This window comes from Rhodococcus sp. NPDC019647 (assembly GCF_044389235.1).
GTDB lineage: Bacteria > Actinomycetota > Actinomycetes > Mycobacteriales > Mycobacteriaceae > Rhodococcus_F > Rhodococcus_F oxybenzonivorans.
Map to the genome: position 1 here is coordinate 101939 of NZ_JBIRXS010000022.1, position 22503 is coordinate 124441.

10 protein-coding genes are annotated in these 22503 nt (G+C 68.4%); all 10 read left to right on the top strand.

Translation table 11 applies throughout. The features are described 5' to 3' along the window. The first annotated feature begins 17 nt into the window (after window positions 1-17). Window positions 18-1160 carry an LLM class flavin-dependent oxidoreductase gene (locus ACH49N_RS28610; protein WP_358270794.1) on the top strand — a complete coding sequence of 381 codons (1143 nt, stop codon included), beginning with the start codon at window positions 18-20 and terminating at the stop codon, window positions 1158-1160. Between the two features lie 44 nt (window positions 1161-1204). Further along, window positions 1205-1504 carry an acyl carrier protein gene (locus ACH49N_RS28615; protein ID WP_159920038.1) on the top strand — a complete coding sequence of 100 codons (300 nt, stop codon included), beginning with the start codon at window positions 1205-1207 and terminating at the stop codon, window positions 1502-1504. Next, window positions 1501-2598, top strand: a complete 1098-nt coding sequence (locus tag ACH49N_RS28620; RefSeq protein WP_358270792.1) for an acyl-CoA dehydrogenase family protein — start codon at window positions 1501-1503, stop codon at window positions 2596-2598. Before ACH49N_RS28615 ends, ACH49N_RS28620 begins: the two co-directional genes overlap by 4 nt. Continuing rightward, a complete protein-coding gene (locus ACH49N_RS28625; protein ID WP_358270791.1) occupies window positions 2595-3599 on the top strand; it encodes a 3-oxoacyl-ACP synthase in 1005 nt (334 codons plus the stop codon). Before ACH49N_RS28620 ends, ACH49N_RS28625 begins: the two co-directional genes overlap by 4 nt. A gap of 5 nt (window positions 3600-3604) precedes the next feature. Further along, window positions 3605-4639: an HAD-IIIC family phosphatase gene (locus tag ACH49N_RS28630; RefSeq protein WP_358270789.1), complete on the top strand. Its 1035-nt coding sequence runs from the start codon at window positions 3605-3607 to the stop codon at window positions 4637-4639. Further along, entirely contained in the window at window positions 4636-6195 is a 1560-nt protein-coding gene (locus ACH49N_RS28635; RefSeq protein WP_358270787.1) for an amino acid adenylation domain-containing protein, read from the top strand. Before ACH49N_RS28630 ends, ACH49N_RS28635 begins: the two co-directional genes overlap by 4 nt. 159 nt (window positions 6196-6354) lie before the next feature. Then, on the top strand, window positions 6355-15516 hold the full coding sequence (locus ACH49N_RS28640) for an amino acid adenylation domain-containing protein (RefSeq protein WP_358270785.1): 9162 nt from the start codon (window positions 6355-6357) through the stop codon (window positions 15514-15516). 31 nt (window positions 15517-15547) lie between these two features. After that, window positions 15548-20041 carry a condensation domain-containing protein gene (locus tag ACH49N_RS28645; RefSeq protein ID WP_358270784.1) on the top strand — a complete coding sequence of 1498 codons (4494 nt, stop codon included), beginning with the start codon at window positions 15548-15550 and terminating at the stop codon, window positions 20039-20041. Beyond that, window positions 20038-20880, top strand: a complete 843-nt coding sequence (locus ACH49N_RS28650; protein ID WP_358270782.1) for a 3-hydroxyacyl-CoA dehydrogenase family protein — start codon at window positions 20038-20040, stop codon at window positions 20878-20880. The genes ACH49N_RS28645 and ACH49N_RS28650 overlap by 4 nt, the downstream gene beginning before the upstream one ends. Beyond that, on the top strand, window positions 20867-22503 hold a 1637-nt coding region (locus tag ACH49N_RS28655), incomplete at its 3' end, for an AMP-binding protein (RefSeq protein ID WP_358270781.1). The genes ACH49N_RS28650 and ACH49N_RS28655, both read left to right, overlap by 14 nt.

Here is a 22503-nt window from a genome sequence, read left to right on the forward strand (position 1 = left end):
AACAGGACCGGCAGTAGATGGTCACCCCGTTGTCCGTCCTCGACCTGTCGCCCGTCAGCGAGGGATCCACCGCCCGAGCCGCGCTGCGCAACACCGTGGACCTCGCCCAGCACGCAGAGCTGTGGGGCTACAAGCGGTACTGGGTTGCCGAGCATCACTTCGTCGGCGTCGCAAGTTCGTCACCCGCCGTGCTGGTCGGCATTCTCGCTGCGGCGACGAGCACATTGCGTGTCGGCGCCGCTGCCGTCCAGCTGGGGCACACCACGGCAGCAGCAGTGGTGGAAGCGTTCGGAACTGTTGATGCCCTGTACCCGGGGCGCGTGGACCTCGGCCTGGGGCGGTCGGGTCAACGCAGGGCGCAGGCACTGCAGGCGGTCGGCGAACGCCGACACCAGTCTTCGTTGCCGCGGCGTCCGACCGAGATTCGGGACGGCGTCGTGATTCCGGCGCCGTTCGACCCGTCCGAACTGCTGTTGTCACCGCGGCTCACGGCGTCGATGTCGGTGCTACAGCAGCCGGGGGCACGGTCACCCGAGTTCGAAGACCAGGTGGACGACATCCTCGCGTTACTCGAGGGCGCGTACCGCACCGAGGACGGCATCGACCTCCACGCGAGTCCGGGGGAGGGCGCCGACGTCGAGCTGTGGGTGTTCGGGAGCAGCGCGGGCCCGAGCGCAGAACTCGCCGGGCGGCTCGGGCTGCCCTTCGGGGCCAACTACCACGTGAGTCCGGCGACGACGATCGACGCCGTCGAGGCATACAGGGCCGCCTTCCGGCCGTCACGGGTACTGCGGGAACCGTACGTCGTCGTCTCCGCGGACGCCGTGGTGGCGGAGGACGACGCGGCAGCCCGGGAGTTGGCATCGACCTTCGGACATTGGACCCACAGCATCCGAAGCGGGCACGGTGCGATCCCGTATCCGGATCCCCGCCGTACCCCGCCGCTGGGTGAGACCGAACGCGCAGCGGTGGAGGACCGGCTGATCACGCAGTTCGTCGGGGCACCCGCCACCGTTGCCGACCGGCTCGACAGCCTGCGGAAAGTCACCGCCGCCGACGAACTGGTGGTCACCAGCGTCACCCACGACCACGCGGACCGATTGCGTTCCTACGAGCTGCTTGCGCGGGAATGGGGGCTGCCCCGACTACTCGCTGCCTGACACCGCGATGGTTGAACGCTGGTCCAAGTGGGCATCCCCCGCTCATGGACACAGCACACGCCCCTGTGCCCGAGCCTTCTGACGGGTTGGTCGAGCAGCTACGGCAGTACCTCAGTTCGATCACGTCGACGGATCTCGGACCCGACGACGACTACTTCACGCTGGGCCTGGTGAGTTCTCTGCGGGCCCTGGAGATCGTCACCTACATCGAGGGCTCCCACGACGTCGTGGTCGAGGTTGAGGACCTCGACCTCGACAACTTTCGCACCGCTGCCCGTGTCGCCGAGTTCATCCGGAGGAAGCGGGGCGAGCAGGTTCGGGCCACGGACGGGGCGTCGCCGTGATCGGGATCGACACTCTCGTCGCGGCAGCGGAGACGGATGCGGTTTCATGGGACGAGTCGGGGCTTCCTACCGAGGTGATCGACGCCGCCGCCCGGGCAGGTGTCCTGGGTCTGGACCGGACCCCCGCCTGCAAAGGCCTCGGCCTGAGCGCAGCCGAACTGGGCTCGGTGGCAGAACGACTCGGAGCTGTCTGCACGTCGCTGCGGTCGCTCCTCACGGTGCAGGGAATGGTGAATGCCGCCCTCGACCGGTGGGGAAGTGCCGAACAACGGGAGCAGTGGCTGCCGGTGCTGACCACCGGGGAGCTCCTCGCCGGGTTCGCGGCGACCGAGGCCGGTGCCGGAACCGAACTCTCCTGCGTGGCCACCACCTTCGACCCCGCCGGTTCCGATTACCGGGTGTCGGGCAGGAAGCTGTGGGTCACCTACGGCCAGGTCGCGGACGTACTCCTGGTCCTCGGACAGACGTCCGGCGGCCTCACGACCGCACTCGTCGAAACGAGTTCGCCGGGGGTCACCGTGGAACCGGTACAGGGGCAGCTCGGCATGCGAGGTACACGGGTGGCGCACATCGAACTCGACAACGTGTCCATACCCGCGACCCACGTCATAGCGCCGCCCGGTTTCGGTCTGTCCCACGTCACCGGCACAGCCCTCGACCACGGCCGGTACACCATCGCGTGGGGGTGCGCGGGGATGGCCCGGGCCTGCCTCGCCGATGCGGTGGCTCATGCCTCGACCCGGGTGCAGGGCACGGCCGTGTTGTCCGAGCAGGACGCGGTGCGGTCGATGATCGGCCGCGGTTGGGTCGAGGTCGCCGGTGCGCGGGCCCTCTGTGAACGCGCCGCACAGGAACGCGACGCACGCGAGCACACCGCCCTCTTCACCACCGTTGCCGCCAAGTACGCCGCTGCGCGCGCAGCCGTGACGCTGAGCCAGCAGGGAGTCCAGATCCTCGGCGCCACCGGATGCGCCGGAGACAGCAGGGTCGGCCGATTCTTCCGGGACGCGAAGGTCATGCAGATCATCGAGGGCGCCACCGAGGTCGCCGAATTGCAGATCGGTGAGTACGTGCTGGCCGGCGGTGTTCGATGACCGCCCCCGTCGCCCTGCACTCGATCGCGCTGTGGTTCCCGGACGACGAGGTCACCGTGGCGGGTCTGCCGGAACTCGATCAGCTTCCTGTGGCGCAGCGCGAGCATGCCCTGTCCCTCGGCATCGACACCGTTCGGATCGGCATCGGCCAGTCCGAGTCGGACATGGCTCACGCCGCCGCCACCGCGTTGCTGGGCGCAGCGGACATCGACCCGACCCAGCTCGATGCCCTCCTGCTCGTGCAAGGGAGGGTTCCGCAATATCTGCTCGCCTCCGAGGCCACCCGGCTGCAACACCGGCTCGGCGCGACTCAGGCCTTCACTACCGGCGTCGGTGACCTGGGCTGCGTTTCCATCTCCGCGGGATTCGCACTGGCGTCAGCATTACTTCGGGGAGACCCCCACTGCCACAACGTTCTGGTCGTCGCTGCGGCGAAGACGCCCACGCGAGCCCGCTACCGCTCACCGATGACACTGCTCGGGGACGGTGCGGCCGCGGTGCTGCTGACGACGTCGGGGACTGGGCGATACGAACTCGTCGACCAGATCGTCCGCAGCGACGGGAAGTACTCCGACCTGTTCCGCATCGACTACCGGAACGTGCGCGAGGCCGACTGGACCGAGGAATGCACGGACGAGCCGACGTACTCGTTCCGGCTGGCCGTCGAGAGCCGGAAACGCTTCACCGACATCAATGGTGCGCTTCTCGGACGCAACGGTGTGGAACACGACAGGGTAGGGACTTATCTGATGCAGAACCTTTCGGCCGGTGCGTTCGCGTTCTGGCAGGAAGCCCTCGATGTGCCCATCGACCCGGTGTGCCGCGCGAACCTGGCCCGGTTCGGCCACCTCGGATCCGTCGACGTCGCACTCAACCTGGAAACCGCGGCTACGTCGCAGCGGCCGGGGGACTATGCCGTACTCATGAACAGCAGTCCTGTCGCGGCGTGGAGTAGCGCACTCCTGCGGCGACTGCCGGATCCGACCGGGAACGGGAAGTAAGCGCAATGGAGCAGGCCGTCAAATGCGTGGTCTGGGACCTCGACGACACCATCTGGGACGGGGTGGTGCTCGAGCAGGATGTCCCGGTGCCGAAGGCCGAAGTGCTGCGCACGATCGACGTGCTCGACCGCCGCGGCATTCTGCACGCCATCGCGAGCCGCGGAGAGTTCGAACCCGCTGTCGCTCATCTGCGCGCCCATGGCCTCGAGGAACTGTTCTGCGCAGTCGACGTCAGCTGGGGGCCGAAATCCGGTGCAGTCCGGCGGATAGCGGACACGCTGAATATCGGCCTCGACACGGTGGCCTTCGTCGACAACGATCCGGTCGAGCGCGCCGAAGTCGCCGGGGCGTTGCCGTCGGTGCGGTGTTATCCGGCCGAGAGTATCGCTTCCTTCCCCGATCTGCCCGAGCTGACTCCGGAGTCGATCACGGCCGAGGCAGCGGGGCGCCGCGCGCTGTACCGCGCCGAGCGGATCCGGCAGAGCAGTGAGGAGGTTTTCGCGGGGTCGAGCGCCGAGTTCCTCGCCTCGCTGGGTTTGGTGATGACCGTGCACACGGCAGAGGACGAGGACCTGGCACGGGCACACGAACTGACCGTGCGTTCACATCAACTCAACACCACCGGTCGCACCTTCGGCATCGACGAACTCCGCCGACTGTGCCGTTCGGATCGCCACGAGGTGCTCGTGGCTGCCCTGGCGGACCGTTTCGGTGAATACGGAACCATCGGACTCGCGGTGTCGGAGTTTCGTGGAGACGACTCGGTGCTCCAGTTGCTGTTGATGTCGTGCCGCGTGATGTCCCGCGGAGTGGGCGCGGCCCTGATTCAGCATGTCGTCGACCGGGCGCGGGCGCGCGGACAGCAGCCCTGTGCGGAATTCGTGGCCACCGAGGTCAACCGCGTGATGCTTGTGACCCTGCGTTTCGGTGGGTTCGAGGTCGCCGCGACGGACCACGATCGGTTGCTGTTGCGGCACAACGGCATTGCTCACGGTGGACCGCACACCGATCACGTCCGCATCGTGAGCGCGGTGCCATGAGCGCTTGGTGTCCGGGTGACGAGGTGATCGCGGGGATCCTCGAGCAATGCTCACGGGTTCCCGGGCGGATCGCGATAGCGGTGGGGGAGCGAGCCCTGACCTATGCCGAGCTCGATTCGGCGAGTGCGGAACTCGCCGCCGAGCTGGTGTCGACCGGCGTGCGGCCGGGCCGGGTGGTTCTGATCTACCGGAAACAGAGCACCGACACGATGGTGGCGATGATCGCCGCCCTGCGGGCGGGCGCCGCCTGGTGCGTCATAGAACCTGGCCACCCGGCGATGCAACTTCGCGCCTTGCTGTCGGACGTCGACTGCGGGGCCATCGTGTTCGACTCCTCGGACCCGGCCACCTCCACGGAGGGTGTCGGTGCCCTCGCCCGTGAAGCCGGTGCCGGCGTGCCTGCATTGATCGACCGGCACGGGGAATTACCGCCGCGGTCACGTGCGATCGGCCTTCCCGAACGCGTCCCCGCAGGCGCACCCGCCTATGTGATCACTACCTCGGGAACGACCGGTGTTCCCAAAGCCGTCGTGGTCACCCGTGCCAATCTGGCGAGCATGGTCGCGGGGCGGAACTACGACTACGACGAGTCCGATCTGGTCACGTTCTCCGCGTTTCGTCTGACGTGGGACGGCGCCCTGCTGAAGACCATCTGGGCGCTCTGCACCGGCGGCACCAGCGTGCTCCCCGACGCGGGCGGTATGCGCAATGCCGAGGCCGTCGCAGCGCTCGCAGGGAAGTGGCGGGCCACCCATCTGGCCGCGACACCGTCGTTCTACCGCCTGTTGCTGCCGCACCTCGCTCCGCTGCGCTCGCACCTGCAGTGGGTGACCCTGGCCGGCGAGGCGCTTCCCACGACACTCGTCGAACGGCACCGCGCCGTGCTGCCTGGCGTGCCGCTGGGCAACGAGTACGGGCCCACCGAGACCACCGTCAGCTGCATCGCGCACCGGGTGCGTGAGCTGCCCGCGTCGATCGCCCCGATCGGCAGGCCGCTGGGTGCGACGACGGCGCACATCCTCGACGCGAAGCTCGTTCCTGTGCCGCCGGGAACGGTGGGGGATCTCTACCTCGGTGGTCCCCAGATCGCGGCGGGATACGCGCATCGCCCGGCGGGCACCGCAGCCAGATTCGTGGCCGACCCGTTCGCCACAAATCCAGGTTCCCGGATGTACCACGCGGGTGACCTCGCACGCGTCGATGTCCACGGCGACATCGAATTCTGCGGACGGGTCGACGGTCAGGTGAAGGTGCGGGGAGCGAGGGTCGAGCGGCACGCGGTGGAGTCGGTGCTCGAGAGTCACCCGGCGATCCGTCAGGCGGTGGTGCTCGCGACCGTGGACGAGTACGGCGACACCGCCCTCACCGCCTTCTGGGTTCCTGCCCCGGCGGCGACGATCCTGCCCACCACCCGCGACCTGATCGCGCATTGCACCGAGCGTCTCGTCGCGCAGGCGGTGCCCGCCCATTTCGTGGCGCTCGGCGCCCTTCCCCTCGCGGCGAGCAGCAAGGTCGACGAAGCGGCGCTGCGGACATTGCTGGAAAGCCCGAGATGAACGGCGGTGGCGGCGGTTGACAGTGTGCTGGATTGGAGGCAGTCTCGATCTTCTCGGGGATTTCGTTGCGTGGTCAGGGTGAGGGCAGGTAGTCCGTCACCGTGGTTGGTTGCTCCCGGATGCGAAGGCGATGGGAGCCTTGGCTGGGATGCGATTGCGATGGAGCGACGAGCAGCGAGGGGGTCGGCCGGCGAACCCGCTTGTGTCGCCGACACTCCCGCCCGTTTCCCCGCTTCACCAGCCTCACCGTTTCCACTGTCCGCCGCGCAGTACGAGGCCTGGCTGGCGCAGCAGCTCGCACCGGACGTGCCGTTGTGCATCGCGCAGTATGTGGAGTTGCACGGAACGCTGGACGTCGATCTTCTCATGTCTGCCACGGTGGCCGCCGCCGACGAGTTCGGGTCGCCGTTCCTGCGTCTGATCGAAGTCGAGGGCCGCCCGTTCCAGCTGGTCGACCCTTCGACGGACCGATCCATCGGGCTGGTCGACTTCCGCGGAGAGGTCGACCCGGAAGACGCGGCTCGCCGGTGGATGCGGGCGGACTGCGCCACGCCGATCGACCTGACCCACGACCGCCTCGTCGAATCCTCGATTCTGCGGGTCGGCGACGAGCACTACCTGTGGTACAGCAAGATTCATCACGTGGCGCTGGACGGCTACGGCGCAATGACGATGCTCAACCGGATCGCGGTCCGATACAGTGCCGCGACTGCGAACCGGGAGCCGCCACCGAATGAGGCTGTCGATCCCCGGTACCTCCTCGACGTGGACGAGCAGTACCGATCATCGAGCCGCTTCGCCGCGGACCGCCAGTTCTGGGCCGAGCGGATCGCCGGGCTCGGTCCTGCACCGAGCCTGGCTCGCAGGGCCGCACCCGCGGTGGTCGACAGCACCGACATCGCGGGACCGCTGCCCGAGGCGGCCGAGCGTGCGCTGCGCGAGACCGGGCAGCACGGCACGGCGAAAATCATCGCCGGGTTCGCCTGCTACCTCGCACGCATGACAGGACGCCGGAACGTGCTGGTCACTATCCCGGTGTCGGCGCGAACGACAGCGGTTCTGCGACGTTCGGGCGGCATGGTGGCCGGTATCGTGCCGCTGCCGGTGGAGATCCGGCCCGAAGACACGGTGGGCGAGCTGGTCGAACGAGTCCGGCTCGACTTGCTCGGTGCCCTGCGACACCAGCGTTTCGGGCTCGGGGACATTCGCCGCGACGCCGGGGCGGGCGCCGCCGACACGCTGTCCGGGCCGATGGTCAACGTGATGCTCTTCCACCAGGAGCTGAGGCTCGGCTCCCTCGTGGGCGGATACCACATCGTCACGTCCGGGCCGGTGGATGATCTGCTCGTCGACGTATACCAGAGCGGTGCGCCGGTGAAGACCTTCGTCCACTTCCTGGCGAACCCGAACCGGTACGACGCCGAGGAGGTCGGTGCCCACCACCGCCGGTTCGTGGAACTGCTCGACGAGTTCCTCCGGGCGGACGCGGACGCCGCGATCAGCACCGTCCACGAAGACACAGCCAGATTGGATTTCTGGACGCGGACGCTGGCGGATGCGCCGCCGCTGATCGAGCTGCCTGCCGACCGGCCCCGGCCACCCCGGACGTCCGGGCGCAGCGCCGCCGTGGAGGTGGCGATCGGCGCAGCTCTGCAGCATCGGCTGACGACGTTCGCGGCCGAGTACCGCACCGACGTGTTCACGGTGGTCCACGCTGCGCTCGCACTGCTGCTGTCGCGGGTAGCGCGGACCGCGGACGTGGTCGTCGGAACGGCGGTGGACGCGGAGGTACTGGTGTCGCGGACCCGGCTGCGCGGCAGCGAACCGTTCACGGAGGTGGTCGAGAGGGTGCGGGACGCGGCACGAGAGGCGGCCGCTCACCGCGGCGTGTCGTGGGAGCAGATCGTGGACGCGCTCGACCCGCCGCGGTCCCGAGCGCATGCGCCACTGTTCCAAGTGCTGCTCGACTACGGAGACCGAGGCCGGGACCTCGGCGATCTCGACCTGGTGGTGACCGTGGACCACGAACAGGTTCGGTTCACCTATGCCGCAGATCTTTTCGACGACGGCACAGTCTCGGGCTTCGGTCATCGGCTGCTCCGAGTCGCGGAGGCCGCCCTCGACGACCCGTCCGTCCCGGTCGGCGACATCGATCTGCTCGCGCCGGCCGAGCACACGCTTCTCCTCGAGTGGTCGACGCGCCCCACGTCGCCCCCACGTCGGACGCTGACCGAGCTGTTCGCAGTGCGGGCCGCAGGCACACCTGATGCCACCGCGGTCGTGGCGGGCGGCGAACGGCTCACGTACGGCCGGTTGGACGCCCGGTCCAATCGTCTTGCGCGGCAGCTTCTGTCGCGGGGGGCGGGTCCGCAATCCCTGGTCGCGGTCGCGGCACCGCGGTCGGCCGCGCTGGTGGTCGCGCTGGTCGCCGTCGTCAAGGCCGGTGCGGCGTATCTCCCGATCGACGTCGATCACCCCGGTGAGCGGTCGGCGCTCGTGCTCGACGACGCCCGACCGGTGTGTCTTCTCGCCACCCAGGACACCGCAGCGGCACTGGCGCCGTCGAATATCCCTGTCTTCCTGCTCGATTCGGAGGAAGGCGAGCTCGACGCCGTTTCAGCGCTGCCGGTGACGGACGCCGAGCGGGCGCCGATCAACCCGGATTCGCTGGCGTACGTGGTCTACACGTCGGGATCGACGGGGAGGCCGAAGGGCGTGGCAGTGACGCACGGAAACGTGGTGGCCCTCTTCGCGAGCGCCGAGCAGCTGTTTCGGTTCGACGACACCGACGTCTGGACGATGTTCCACTCACCGGCGTTCGACTTCTCCGTCTGGGAGCTGTGGGGCGCTCTGCTCCACGGGGCGACGCTCGTGGTCGCCGACTTCGACGCCACCCGTTCGCCGGCACAGTTCCTCGAAGTGCTGCGCCGAGAACGGGTGACGGTGCTGAGCCAGACGCCCACAGCGTTCGCCCAGCTGATCGAGGCGGAAGCCACGAACGAAGACGCCGAACCACTCCCGCTGCGATACGTCGTGCTCGGCGGTGAAGCTCTCGACCTCGGGCAGCTCGCGCGCTGGTACTCGCGGCACGACGACAACGCGCCCGTACTCGTCAACATGTACGGCATCACCGAGACGACGGTGCATGTCAGTCACCTTGCCCTCGACCCGGAGTTCGCAGCCGCCGCATGGACGAGTGTGATCGGGCGGGCCATTCCGGGTTTCCGCGTATCGGTGCTCGACCCACGACTCCATCCTGTGCCGGTGGGCGTAGCCGGCGAACTGTACGTTTCGGGACCGCAAGTGGCGCGCGGCTATCTGGGCCGCGCCGGGCTCACGGCATCCCGATTCGTCGCGGACACGTCCGGGTCGCGCATGTACCGGACCGGTGACGTGGTGCGGTGGCGCCGGGACGGACATCTCGAGTACCTCGGGCGTGACGATCAGCAGGTCGAGATCCGCGGATTCCGTGTGGAGCTCGGCGAGGTGGAGTCGGTGCTGGGCCGCTGCGACGGGGTGGCGCAGGCGGTGGTGACGCTGCTCCGGAACGAGGTGACCGGCCCGACCCTTGCCGCATACGTGGTACCCGGACCAGGGGCGCTCATCGACCCGGGGGCCGTCCGCGAGGCAGCGGGATCCGCTCTTCCCTCGTACATGGTTCCCGGGTCGGTGACCGTTCTCACCCAACTGCCGCTCACCGTCAACGGCAAGGTCGACCGGGCGGCCCTCCCGTCTCCGATAGCGCAGGCCCGTGCCGACTTCGTCGCACCGGGCTCTGCCGTCGAGGAGGCGCTGGCGGCTGTCTTCGCGGAGTTGCTGAACGTGCCGTCCGTCGGTGTCGACGACGACTTCTTCGGACTGGGCGGCAACTCGCTGATCGCCGCCAGGGCCGCGGCCCGAATCCAGACCGAGCTCGGTGCGGGTGTGGGCGTGCGCGACCTCTTCGAGGCCCCGACGATCCGGTTGCTGGCCACTCGTGTGGGTGAGGCCGCGACGACGACGCGGCCACCGCTGGTCCCGACGGATCGCTCCTCACCGGTGCCGGTGTCCCTCGCGCAAACGCGGATGTGGTTTCTCGACCAGTTCGACACGACGTCGCCCGCCTACAACATTGCGGCGGCCTTCCGATTGCGCGGGCCTCTCGACGCCGCCGCGCTGGAGGCTGCAGTGACCGATGTGGTGGACCGTCACGAAATTCTCCGGACCGTGTTCCCACTGGCCGGAGACACCCCCGTGCAGTCGGTGCTCCCGGTGAGGGACGCCCTGCGGGAACTCCGCGCGGTGGCGGTGACAGGAGAAAGCGAACTGCGCCAAAGAATCTCGTCGGCCTTGGCGGCAGGCTTCGATCTCACGACGCAGGTGCCCTTGCGGGCGGAACTGTTCGAAGTCGGGCCCAGCGAGCACGTCTTCGCTCTCGTGGTGCACCACATCGCGGCGGACGCGCTGTCCCTGGGCCCACTCGCCCGGGATGTGACGGCGGCCTACGCGGCTCGGGTGGCCGGCCACGCGCCGCGGTGGGAACCGCTGCCCGTGCATTACGGCGACTACAGCAGGTGGCAACGGGCGCTGCTCGGATCGGAGGACGACCCCGACTCCCTGATGTCCCGGCAACTCGCATACTGGCGTTCCATGCTCGCCGATGCGCCGATCGTGGCGGACCTGCCGCTCGATCGTCCTCGTCCGGAAGTGCGGTCACTCGCCGGGGCGGGCGTGTCGTTCACCGTCGACGCACACCCGCACGAGCGGCTGCGGGACCTCGCGCGAGAACACGAGGTGACGGTGTTCATGGTGTCGCACGCGGTGTTCGCGGTACTACTCGGGAACCTGACCGGCACGAGTGACGTGGTGATCGGGTCGCCGGTCGCCGGTCGCAGCGAAACGGTCCTCGACGACCTGGTCGGGATGTTCGTCAACACTCTCGCGCTCCGGACCCCGGTTCCCGGCTCCGGCTCCTTCGCGGACCTGCTCCACACCGTCCGGGACCGTGATCTGGAGGCGTTCGCGCACGCCGACGTGCCCTTCGAGCGGGTGGTCGAGGCGCTCGACCTACCGCGCACCACGTCACACGCGCCGTTGTTCCAGGTGTTGTTCGAGTTCCAGGACGTCGAACGGCCGACGCCGGCCCTACCGGGTCTCACGGTGGAAGAGATCGATCTCGGCGTGTCCGTGTCGACCTTCGACCTGCAACTGACGTTGATCGAACAGTTCGCCGAGGACGGCTCCCCGGCGGGAATGAGTGGTGGCTTCACCTACGCCACGGATATCTTCGACGCTGCGACCGTGCACGCGTTCGCCGAACGGTTCGTGCGTCTGCTCGACGCGATCGTGGCATCGCCCGACGTTCTCCTGGCGCGCATCGATGTGCTCACACCCGACGAGCGGGGGGCGCTGGTTCCGGTCGGCGGACACCCTGCCGAAGCGCCCCGGTTGCTGCCGGACATTCTCTCTGCTGCGGCGCAACGCGATCCGCATGCCGTCGCGTTGTCCTACGGCAACGCGGTGATGTCGTATCGCGAACTCGACGACTGGTCGAACCGGCTGGCCTGGGTGCTGATCGATCGCGGAATCGGCCCGGAAGACCAGGTCGCGATCGGCCTCGTCCGGTCGGTGGAGTTGGTGGTGTCGGTGTGGGCGGTGGCGAAGTCGGGGGCATCCTTCGTACCGGTCGATCCGAGTCTGCCGCAGGCGAGGATCGCCGACATCCTCGCCGATTCCGGCGCGGTCGTCGGTTTGACGGTCGCCGAACAGCGCGACCGGATGCCCGACGGTGTGGAGTGGCTACACCTCGACTACCCCGGTCCGTCGCGGCGGTGGCGGTCCCATCCCATCACCGACGGCGACCGGGTCACCGCGCTGCGACCGGAACATCCCGCCTATCTGATGTACACGTCCGGGTCGACCGGAACGCCCAAGGGTGTGGTGATCACCCACACCGGGCTGCAGAATCTCACCGTCGAGCAGCACATCCGGTATGTCACGACCGCCGCGTCCCGGGTGCTCAATCTTGCGGCGCCCGGATTCGACGCGTCGATGCTGGAGTACCTCATGGCCTTCGGTGCGGGCGCCCGACTGGTGATCGCGGCCTCCCAGGTGTACGGCGGCGACGCGCTGACGGATCTGCTGGCCTCTGAGCGCATCACGCATGCCTTCGTGACCCCCGCCGTGCTCGCCACGGTCGATCCGCGCGGCCTGCACCTCCTCCGCACCCTTGTCGTCGGCGGGGAACGCTGTCCACCGGAGTTGCTCGACCGCTGGGCATCCGGGCGCACCCTGCTCGTCGCCTACGGGCCCACGGAGACGACGGTGGTGTCCAACATCGGGGCCCCGATGGCGCCCGGCGACCCCGTGCGGATCGGGCGTCCGATCCGCGGCATCCGCGAACTCCTCCTCGACGAGTGGCTGCGCCCGGTTCCCGTCGGAGTGGTCGGTGAGCTGTACATGCTGGGGGATGGGTTGGCGCGCGGTTATCACCGGAAGCCCGGTTCGACCGCCGCCTCGTTCGTGGCCAACCCGTTCGACCGCGCGGGCTCGCGGATGTACCGTACCGGCGACCTCATGCGGTGGACACCCGACGGTCTACTGAAGTATGTGGGCCGCAATGATTTTCAGGTGAAGTTGCGTGGACAGCGGGTGGAGCCGGGAGAAGTCGAGGCGGTGCTCACCCGCTGCCCCGGGGTCGCGCAGGCGGTGGTCACGGTTCGCCGCACCCCGGCCGGGCAGGCGGTGCTCGCCGGCTACGTCACGGCGGACGAGCATGTGGATCTCGACAGCACTGAAGTCCTGCTCTTCGCCGGATCCGTCCTTGCGCCGTTCATGGTGCCGGCCACGGTGACCGTCCTGGATCGAATGCCGCTCGGCCCGAACGGAAAGGTCGACAGGCGGGCACTCCCGGATCCCGAGCTCGCCCCGCGTGTCTTCCGGGCACCCACCACGCCGTTCGAGTCGATGATTGCCGGCATCTTCGCGGAATTGCTCCGAAGCGGTGCCGTAGGCGCCGACGACGACTTCTTCGCGTCGGGTGGCAACTCCCTGACAGCGACACAGGTCGTCGCGCGGATCAACGCCGCACTGGGCGCGAGCATCGGGGTGCGCGACGTGTTCGAGGCCCCCACAGTGCGGGCCCTGGCTGGACGGATCGAGGGCAGAGGCGCTGCCGACCGGCCCAGATTGACGGCGGTGCAACGGCCGGACCCGCTCCCGCTGTCGTGGGCGCAACACCGGATGTGGTTACTCAACCAAATCGACACCTCCTCGCCCGCCTACAACATCGCGATGATGGTGCGGCTCTCGGGAACACTCGACGTGGACGCGCTCGCCGCCGCACTCACGGATGTGGTGATCCGGCACGAGACGCTGCGCACGCGGTATCCCCACGGGGTCGCGGGGCCCACCCAGGTGATCATCGACGCTCACGACGTCGCGGGGCTCACGGTGGTGACCACGGGAGAGGCACCCCTGTCAGAGTTGGTGTCGACAGGGTTCGACGTGGCCGCCGAAGTCCCGATGCGGGCGCGACTGTTCGAATACGGCGAACGGGACCACCTGCTCGTCGTCGTGGTGCACCACATTGCCGCGGACGGGTTCTCGATGGTCCCGCTGGCGCGGGATGTTCTCACGGCGTACACCGCCCGAGCCGCGGGCCGCGCGCCGGGGTGGGACCCGCTGCCGGTCCAGTACGCCGACTACACCGTGTGGCAGCGCCAACTTCTGGGTTCGGAGGACGACGCCGACTCCCTGATGTCCCGGCAACTGGACTATTGGCGAGCCGTCCTCGCCGATGCGCCGGTGGTAACCGAGCTACCCGCGGATCGGGAACGGCCGCCGCATCGATCCGGTGCCGGCGACCGTTGGACGTTCACCATCGACGAGGACATGCACAGGGATGTCGTAGCGCTCGCACGGTCGCGGCACTGCACCGTTTTCATGGTGGTGCACGCGGCGTTCGCGCTACTGCTGTCCAGGTCGGGGGGCACCCGCGACATCGTGATCGGATCACCCGTCGCCGGACGCGGAGAGGCGGACCTCGACGACGTCGTCGGAATGTTCGTCAACACCCTCGTCCTCCGGACCGAGGTCTCGGGAACGTTCGCCGATCTCCTGGGGCGGGTCCGCGACACCGACCTCGCTGCATACACCCACGCCGACGTGCCGTTCGAGAGAGTGGTGGAGGCATTGAATCCGCCGCGCTCGCAGTCGCATTCGCCGCTGTTCCAGGTGCTGCTCGAATTCCGGAACACCCAGTACCCCGCGCTTCCGCTCCCACACCTCGATGTCGAGGTGCTCGAACCCGAAGTCACGGTGTCCCTGTTCGACCTGCAACTGACCCTTCGTGAACGCCACGACGAGTCCGGGTCGCCGACCGGGATGACCGCTGCCTTCACCTACGCCACCGACCTGTTCGACGAGCAGACCATCCACACCCTCGCCGACCGGTTCACCAGAATCCTCTCGGTCGCAGTCGCGGAGCCGGGTATCGCCGTCGACGAGATCGATCTCCTCGGTCCCGCCGACCGGCGGCATCTCCGCGAACACAGCTTGACGGCAGGCACTTTCGTTCTCGATTCCTACCTGCATCTGGTACCCGAGGGGGCGACGGGCGCGGTGTACCTGGCCGAGTCCGCGGCGGACGACCTGTCACCGCGGGAGGCGGCCACCACTGTCGTCGCCAATCCGTTCGGCGCCCCCGGATCCCGCATGGTCCGCACCGGCCGGCTCGCTCGGTGGACACGGTCAGGACGCCTCGTCGGCGTCGACGGCTCCCCGCTTCACTCGATTCCGGACATCATGAAGACTCACCCCGCAATCCGCGAGGCGGTCGCGCTGACGACGGCGGCGGGAATCACGCTGTTCTGGGTTCCGGCGGCAACTGCGGCGGTTCTGCCGACGCCCGAGGATCTGCGCGCATTCGGTGCCCAGCGCCTCGAATCCCGACTCGTGCCCGCGCAGTTCTTCGCGCTCGGTGCGGTGCCGCGCAGCCCCGACGGCGAGGTCGACGAGGATGCGTTGCGTGCACTGATTCCGGAAGCGCAGGCACCCGACCGCGCGTCACGACAACGGTGGACCGAGGTGCAGCGCGCCGTCGCCGAGGAGTGGGCGGCAGTGCTGGGGCATGAAGATTTCTCGCGCGAGGACGGGTTCTTCGACGTCGGCGGCAATTCTGTCCGTGTCGTGGAACTTGCGCGGCGGTTCGAGGACCGGTGGCCGGGCGCCCTCCGGGTGGGCCGGCTGTTCGACGTCGTCACGGTCGCCGCGCAGGCCGAGGTGATCTCGCACTCTGCCGAGGTAACACAGGTCCGCGCGCCCGCTACCTACGAATTCTGACCGAACTTCTGACCAACTCCGGGAGGCAACCGTGACCCAGCGACAACCGGGCGACGACGACGCCGTCGTCGTGGTGGGCATCGCCGCGCGCTACCCCGAGGCCGACGACCTGGCGGAGTTCCGCGCGAACCTCGCGGCCGGCCGGGATTCGGTGCGTCCGCTGTCCCGGTCGCGGGCCGAGGCCACCGGACTGGGTCCGCCCTCGGACTACCAGCCGATGGGGTTCGTCGAGGACATCGCCACTTTCGACTACTCGTTCTTCACGCTGTCGAAGCGGGAGGCGTCGCTGATCGACCCGCAGCAACGTCTGGCGCTGGTCCTGGCGTATCGAGCGATCGAGGAGGCCGGCTATTCGGTGACCGACTTCCGGGACAGTGCGACAGCGGTGATCTTCAGCGCCGCGACGTCCACGTACCCGGCGATGTGGGCGGAACCGGGCGTCCTGAGCACCCTGGGCAACGTTCCGTTCGCGGTGCCCGCCCGCATCGCGTACCAACTCGGGCTCACCGGTCCCTGTTATGCCGTCGACTCGGGTTGCAACGGTTCGCTGATCGCGGTGCACCACGCCTGCCGGGAGTTGCGCTCGGGAGACGCCGATTTCGTGCTCGCGGGCGGTGTCAGTCTGCGGGTGAACGGCATTCGCGCCGATCTGGCCGAGGGCTCGGCCGAGCTGATGTCGCCCGGCGGACGATGCCGGGCATTCGATGCGAGCGCGGACGGTACTGCCGTCGGCGAGGGTGGTGCGGCGCTGCTCCTCACCACGATGGGGCGCGCGCGTGCCGACCGTGTACCGGTGCACGCGGTGATCCGCGGCACCGCAACGGTGTCGAGCGGTCATTCGTCCGCGACCATCAGTTCACCGAGCGCTCGGGCGCAGGTGGCCGTGATCGAGCGGGCCTGGCGCAACGCGGGGCTCGCACCGAGCGATGCCGGGTATCTCGAAGCGCACGGTTCGGGAACACCGCTGGGCGATGCCGTGGAACTGGAAGGAATCGCCACTGCATTCGAGGGCAGGTCGGGTGTTCTGCCGATCGGTTCGGTGAAGACCAACATCGGCCATCTCGACCACGCAGCGGGAGTGTCGGGCCTGGTGAAGGCGATCCTTGCCGTCGAGCACGGTGAGCTGTACCCGTCGCTGCATTTCGACAGGCCCACCGGCGGAGTAGATTTCGCCGGCAGCGGGATCGAGGTGGTCACCGAGGCCAGGACCTGGAGCGAGGAGGGCAGTCCTCGACGGGCCGGAGTCAGCTCGTTCAGTCTGGGCGGTATCAACGCGCACTGCGTGGTGGAGCAGCCACCCCGGCAGGACACCGCGCCCCGCGCCGAAAACACCGCGCCGCGCGCCGAGGACACTGTGCCGCGCGCCGAGGACACTGTGCCGCGCGCCGAGGCCACTGTTCGGCTCGTGGGTGTGTCGGCGAAAAGCGCAGCGGCGCTGGCCACTCTGTGTGACGATCTGGCGTCGGCGGTGCGCGGGTATCAGCTCGCCGACATCGTCTACACCCTCAATCAGGGGCGGCCGCATCACGAGTATCGGGTGGCGGTGCAGGCGCGCACTGTCGACGAACTTGCGAAGGCACTCGCCGCGCAGCCTGCGGACCTCGAGGGTCGGAGCGAGAGTGCGCCGACCCGGCGGGCACCGTCCGTGGCGCTGCTGCTGTCACCGGACCCGATGCCCGCCGCACTCCGTGGCCGTTCCCTTCCGCCGGAACTGCCGGCCGCGGGTGACGAGGCGGACCTTCTCGCCGGCCAGATCGCCGTTCACCGGGAATTGCGGAACGCTGGGATATCCGTGGTGGCCGTCCTCAGTGGTGGTGTGTCGCGCTATGCGGCGAGGTATCTGCTCGGCACGTTGTCGGAGGTCACCGCCTCGGAGATCGCGGCGGCCGCCACCGACCCTGCGATCGACATGGGACGCTTCGTCGCCGTCGCGAAAGGAATGCTCGCCGACGGACCCGTCGTGTTCGTGGAGCCGAGCCCGGACGGGCGGCTCGGACGGTTGCTCGCGGACGCGCTCGGTGACCGAGCGGATGCAGAGATCCTGCGCGTACCGGACACCTCAGGGGCCATCACCCATTTGCTGGCGGGATTGTACGAGCGCGGAGTCGACCTCGACTGGGCTGCCGTCGGTCCGGTTGACGAGACTGCTCGGCGGGTGCGGTTGCCCGGGCACCCCATGCTGGGCTCCCGGTGCTGGTACGACCTCCCCGGCCGGCCGGAGTGGGGTCGAACCCCCGAAGTCGTCGCGCCGGAACCGAATCCGGAACCGGCGCCCCTCGCCACGGTGGACAGCCTCGACTGGCTGCAGACGACACTGCGCGGCCTTCTGCACAGCGAGACGGCGGTTGCCGCAGACGACGACTACTTCGAACTCGGCGGCAACTCGCTGATCGCGATGCAACTCGTCGACAAGGTGGCCGAGCAGTACGGGGTCAGACCCAAGTTGATCGACCTCTACGAGCGGCCGAAGGTCGCAGATTTCGCGGAGCTGCTCGCGGCGGGCACGTCCGCAGCCGGAGGGCTGCCCCCGATCACACCGCGCGGCCGGCATGTGATGTCATTCGGCCAGGTGCGCATGTGGTTCCACCACCAACTCGACGCCACCACGACGATCTACAACCTGCCGATGGTCAGCGACCTGCACGGACCGATCGATGAATCGGCCGTCCGCGGAATGTGGGACGACCTCGCCGCACGGCACCAGGTACTGCTGTCCAACTACGTCAACGTCGACGGAGAGCCGCAACTGCGTATTCGCCCATCGCTGGGCGACTTCTTCCGGACCGCCGACGTGTCGAACGAGCCGGACCCTGTGGCTGCGGCGCGGGCACTCGTGCACGAAGCGGCGGTCGCACCGTTCGACCTGGCCAACGACCCGTTGGTGCGTGCTCTCCTCGTCCGGATCGGCCCGGACGAACACGTCCTGCAGGTGACCACCCACCACTCCGTCAACGACGGTGGATCACCGCGAATATTCGAACGCGAACTCCCCGCGCTGTACGCCGCACGCCGGACCGGTCGCCCCGCGGATCTCCCGCCACTGTCCATCCAGTACTGGGACTACGCGCTGTGGCAGCGAGAACTGATTGCGAGCGCCGCACTCGTGCCGGAACTCGACTACTGGCGGCAGGTACTCGCCGATGTCCCGCTGCTGCGGCTTCCCACCGACTTTCCTCGACCGGAACGGAAGAACTTCACCGGCGCATTCCACACCTTCACCATTTCGGCCGAACAGACAGCACGCCTACGAGCCGTGGCCCGGCGTGAGTCGGTGTCATTGTTCGTGGTACTCCTCTCCGCGTTCTTCCTACTCATGGCAAGTCGGAGTCGCCAGCGGGACATCGTCGTCGGGACTCCGACGACGGGGCGCAACCGGCCCGAACTCGCCGGCATGATCGGGTACTTCAACAGCACTGTGGCGTTGCGCGCCGACCTGTCCGGCGAACCGAGCCTGACGGAACTGTTCGGCCGGGTGCGCGACGTCGTGCTGGGCGCCCTCGAACATCAGGAGATTCCGTTCGACCGGGTCGTGACGACACTCACCGGTGACCGAGACACGAGCCGTACCCCGCTCTTCGACGTCTGCCATGTCCACCAGGAACTGCCCGCGTTGCAGTCGCAACAGGGGCTCACCGAGACGCTGTTCGATCAGGAGGATCCCGCGGCCATCGCTTTCGGCGGGGTGCCCTCCGGTACAGCGAAGTTCGACCTCACCCTCGTCACCACGGAGCGCGGCGGCGAAGACGACATGGCCGCCGGGCTCGAGTTCAGCACGGAACTCTTCACCGAGCAGACCGCCGCCGCGCTGTGCGGCGAATACGTTGCCATCCTGGCGGGCATCGTCGATTCTGCGGCAGTGCAGCCGATCTCAGCGTTGCTTCCCGACTCGTCCGACGAGTTCGCGTCGCGCGATTTGCCGATCGCACCCCCGGTGATACCGGCCGACCGGCCGCGGCCGACATCGAACGGCGCGGAACCGCTTCGGTACTCGGTCGCTCGGGTGACCGCGATGCTCGACGACGCCCCGGGTTTCGCCGAGCTACTCGCCGCGTGGATCACCCTGCTCGCGTGGTACACCGCTCAGGACGAGGTGGTCGTCGGCACCGCCGCGGCCCCCGGGGGTCCGCCGCGGCTCGTCGGTGTGGACCTGTCGGGTGAACCGTCGTTCCTCGAACTGGTGTCGACGGTCCGCCGGGAGCTGTCCTCCGAGAGCAGCATGCGCGATTCCGCAGCAGTACACTTTCCGGTCCGCTGCGACGGAGAACGCGCCCCGAGTAACGACCGTGCCGACGCATCGTCCGCCGAACTGGCGTTGGCGTGGTCCCGCGGGCAGGGCCCGAATCTCACCCTCGAACTCGACTACGCGGTGGAACTGTTCGACCGAAGCACGGCAACCGCGATGCTCGCCGACCTCCGTCAGCTCATCAGGGGGCTGGTGACGCATCCCGACCTGCCGGCCCAGGAGGTGGCGATGGAGTACGTGCATCAAGACGACACCGGTCTCTCCTCGGAGGCGGCGCGATGAGCATCGGTGTGGTGGGCGCGGGCACCATGGGCGTCGGAGTCGCCGAGTGCTGTGCGCGCTCCGGCCACGACGTGATCGTCGTCGAGTCGGATCCGCACGCCGTCGAAGTCGCGCGCAAGCGCATGAGCGACTCGCTGCGGCTCGCGATACTCCTCGGCCGCAGCGCGGGCCCGAAACCCGCCGAGGTGGCGGCGCGTGTGCGATGGACCGATCAGATGTCCGAGCTGCACGACGCCACCGTCGTCGTCGAGTGTGTTCCCGAACGGATCGACCTCAAAGAGAAGATCTTCGCCGGACTGGACCGCTGCTGCGCCGCCGATGCCGTACTCGCGTCGTGCACCTCGGGGATTCCGGTCGATCTCGTCGCCGCGTGCACCTCGAGACCGGAACAGGTTGTCGGGCTGCACTTCATGAACCCGGCGCCGCTCAAAGACACCGTAGAGGTAGTGGCCGGACCGCGAACGTCCCAGCGCACCCTGGACCGCGCGCAGGAGTTCCTCACCTCCCTGAACAAAACCGGCATCGTCGTGGGTGACGGACCCGGCTTCGTGTTGAATCGCGTGCTCATGCTGTGCATCGCGGAGGCGGCCGCCTCCGTCGACGCCGGTATCGCCGACCCGGAAACCGTCGACGCACTGTTCGAGGGCTGCCTCGGCCATCCCATGGGGCCGCTGCGGACCGCGGACCTGATCGGCCTCGACAACGTTCACGACACGATGACCACCCTCCGCGCGCTGACAGGCGACGACCACTACTGCCCGCCCGAGTCGCTCACCGCATTGGTCGATGCCGGCCACCTGGGGCGTAAGACCGGGCGGGGCTTCCATGACTACCGATGAACGACCGCCTACCGATGAAGAGCTCACTGGCAGTGTGGAACTGCCCCTGACGTACGACCAACTCGCAGTGCTCGAGACCGGACACGACGAGCCCACTTTCGCGTTGTATCTCGAACTCGACGGCCCGCTCGTCGAGGACGCATTTTCTACCGCGCTGCGGCAGGCGCTGTCCGAATGTGGTTGTCTACGCGTCACCTTCGGCGGTAGCGGTCTAGAACTCCGTCAGAGCACCGGAACCGGCCATGTGTCCGGACCGGAGGTGATCGACGCGAGCACCCCGGCCGACGCCGACACCCTCGTCGCGGCGTGGATCGGCCGCGAACTGGACCGGACCATGGACGTCACCACCGGCCCGCTGTACGTCCACACCCTTTTCCGGTTGCCGCACGGACGGTTCGGCTGGTTCCAGCGCTACCACCGCCTGGTCAACGACGAACCGGGCATGGCGGCGATCGTCCGGGCCACCGCCGAAACCTACGAGGCCGCCCGCACCGCGCCGCCTCGGAGAGCGAACTGGCCGTTCACGTCCCCGTCGGCACTGCTCGCCTCCGATGCCCGCTACCGGGAGAGCGCCGCGTGGCTCGATGACCGCCGCTACTGGGAGGAACTCCTCGCCGGGGTCCCGGAAGCGGAAGAACTGTTCGATCAGGTTCCCGAACAGAAGGATTCACGCTACGAAAATGTATCGGTCGGCGGTGTAGCGGCGCGACTCGCACGCCGCAGCGGCGGCGGTACGGCAGCCGTTCTACTCGCGGCTCTCGCCCTGTACCGGCAGAGCCTTACGGGCGTCGACGACGTACTGCTCGGGTTCCGGGAACATGGGACGACGATGCCGGTCAGGGTGACCCTCGCCCCCCATTTCACGTTCGATGCGGTGACGCGGCAGGTGGGCCTGCAACTGCGGAGATCCCGTCGACGGCGCTTCCTCTCCACAACCGATGCTGCCGTATTCGGGCAGGACTGGTGCCCGCTGGCGGGTGAAGTGCGGGAACCGCTCGGCGTCGAGCGGATCGGGAACTGTGCCGTCACAGTGGTGAAACGTTGGGGCGCAACGGGCGAGCGCGCATCTTTCGCCGTGGACGACCGGGATGGGACGTGGTCCGTCGAAGCACACGGTCCGGCCGATCTGCAGCGCTTCGTCCGAATGCTCACGGCCGCACTGGAGTCGCCGGATGGGTTGTTGGCGGGGGTGGAGGTGTTGAGTGCGGAGGAGTGGGGGGTGTTGGTTTTGGTGCGGGGTGGGCGGGGTGTGGGTGTTCGGGTGTTGCCGGAGATTTTGGCGGGTGGGGTGGGGGTGGATCGGGGGGCGGTGGCGGTGTCGTGTGGTGGGGTGGAGGTGTCGTATGGGGAGTTGGATGAGTTGTCGTCGCGGTGGGCGCGGGTGTTGATCGGTCGGGGTGTGGGGCCGGAGTCGGTGGTGGCGGTGGTGGTGGGGCGTTCGGTGGAGTTGGTGGTGGGGGTGTGGGCGGTGGCGAAGGCGGGTGGGGCGTTTTTGCCGGTGGATCCGGTGTTGCCGTTGGTGCGGGTGCGGGAGATGTTGGTGGATTCGGGTGTGGTGGTGGGGTTGTCGGTGTCGGGGTGTGTGGTGCCGGATGGGGTGGAGTGGTTGTGGCTCGATGATTC

Excerpts from the sequence above, each read along its gene's own strand:
- ACH49N_RS28615 (WP_159920038.1), top strand. The coding sequence starts at position 1,205 with ATGGACACAGCACACGCCCCTGTGCCCGAGCCTTCTGACGGGTTGGTC.
- ACH49N_RS28650 (WP_358270782.1), top strand. The coding sequence starts at position 20,038 with ATGAGCATCGGTGTGGTGGGCGCGGGCACCATGGGCGTCGGAGTCGCC.
- ACH49N_RS28610 (WP_358270794.1), top strand. The coding sequence starts at position 18 with ATGGTCACCCCGTTGTCCGTCCTCGACCTGTCGCCCGTCAGCGAGGGA.
- ACH49N_RS28630 (WP_358270789.1), top strand. The coding sequence starts at position 3,605 with ATGGAGCAGGCCGTCAAATGCGTGGTCTGGGACCTCGACGACACCATC.
- ACH49N_RS28635 (WP_358270787.1), top strand. The coding sequence starts at position 4,636 with ATGAGCGCTTGGTGTCCGGGTGACGAGGTGATCGCGGGGATCCTCGAG.
- ACH49N_RS28640 (WP_358270785.1), top strand. The coding sequence starts at position 6,355 with ATGGAGCGACGAGCAGCGAGGGGGTCGGCCGGCGAACCCGCTTGTGTC.
- ACH49N_RS28625 (WP_358270791.1), top strand. The coding sequence starts at position 2,595 with ATGACCGCCCCCGTCGCCCTGCACTCGATCGCGCTGTGGTTCCCGGAC.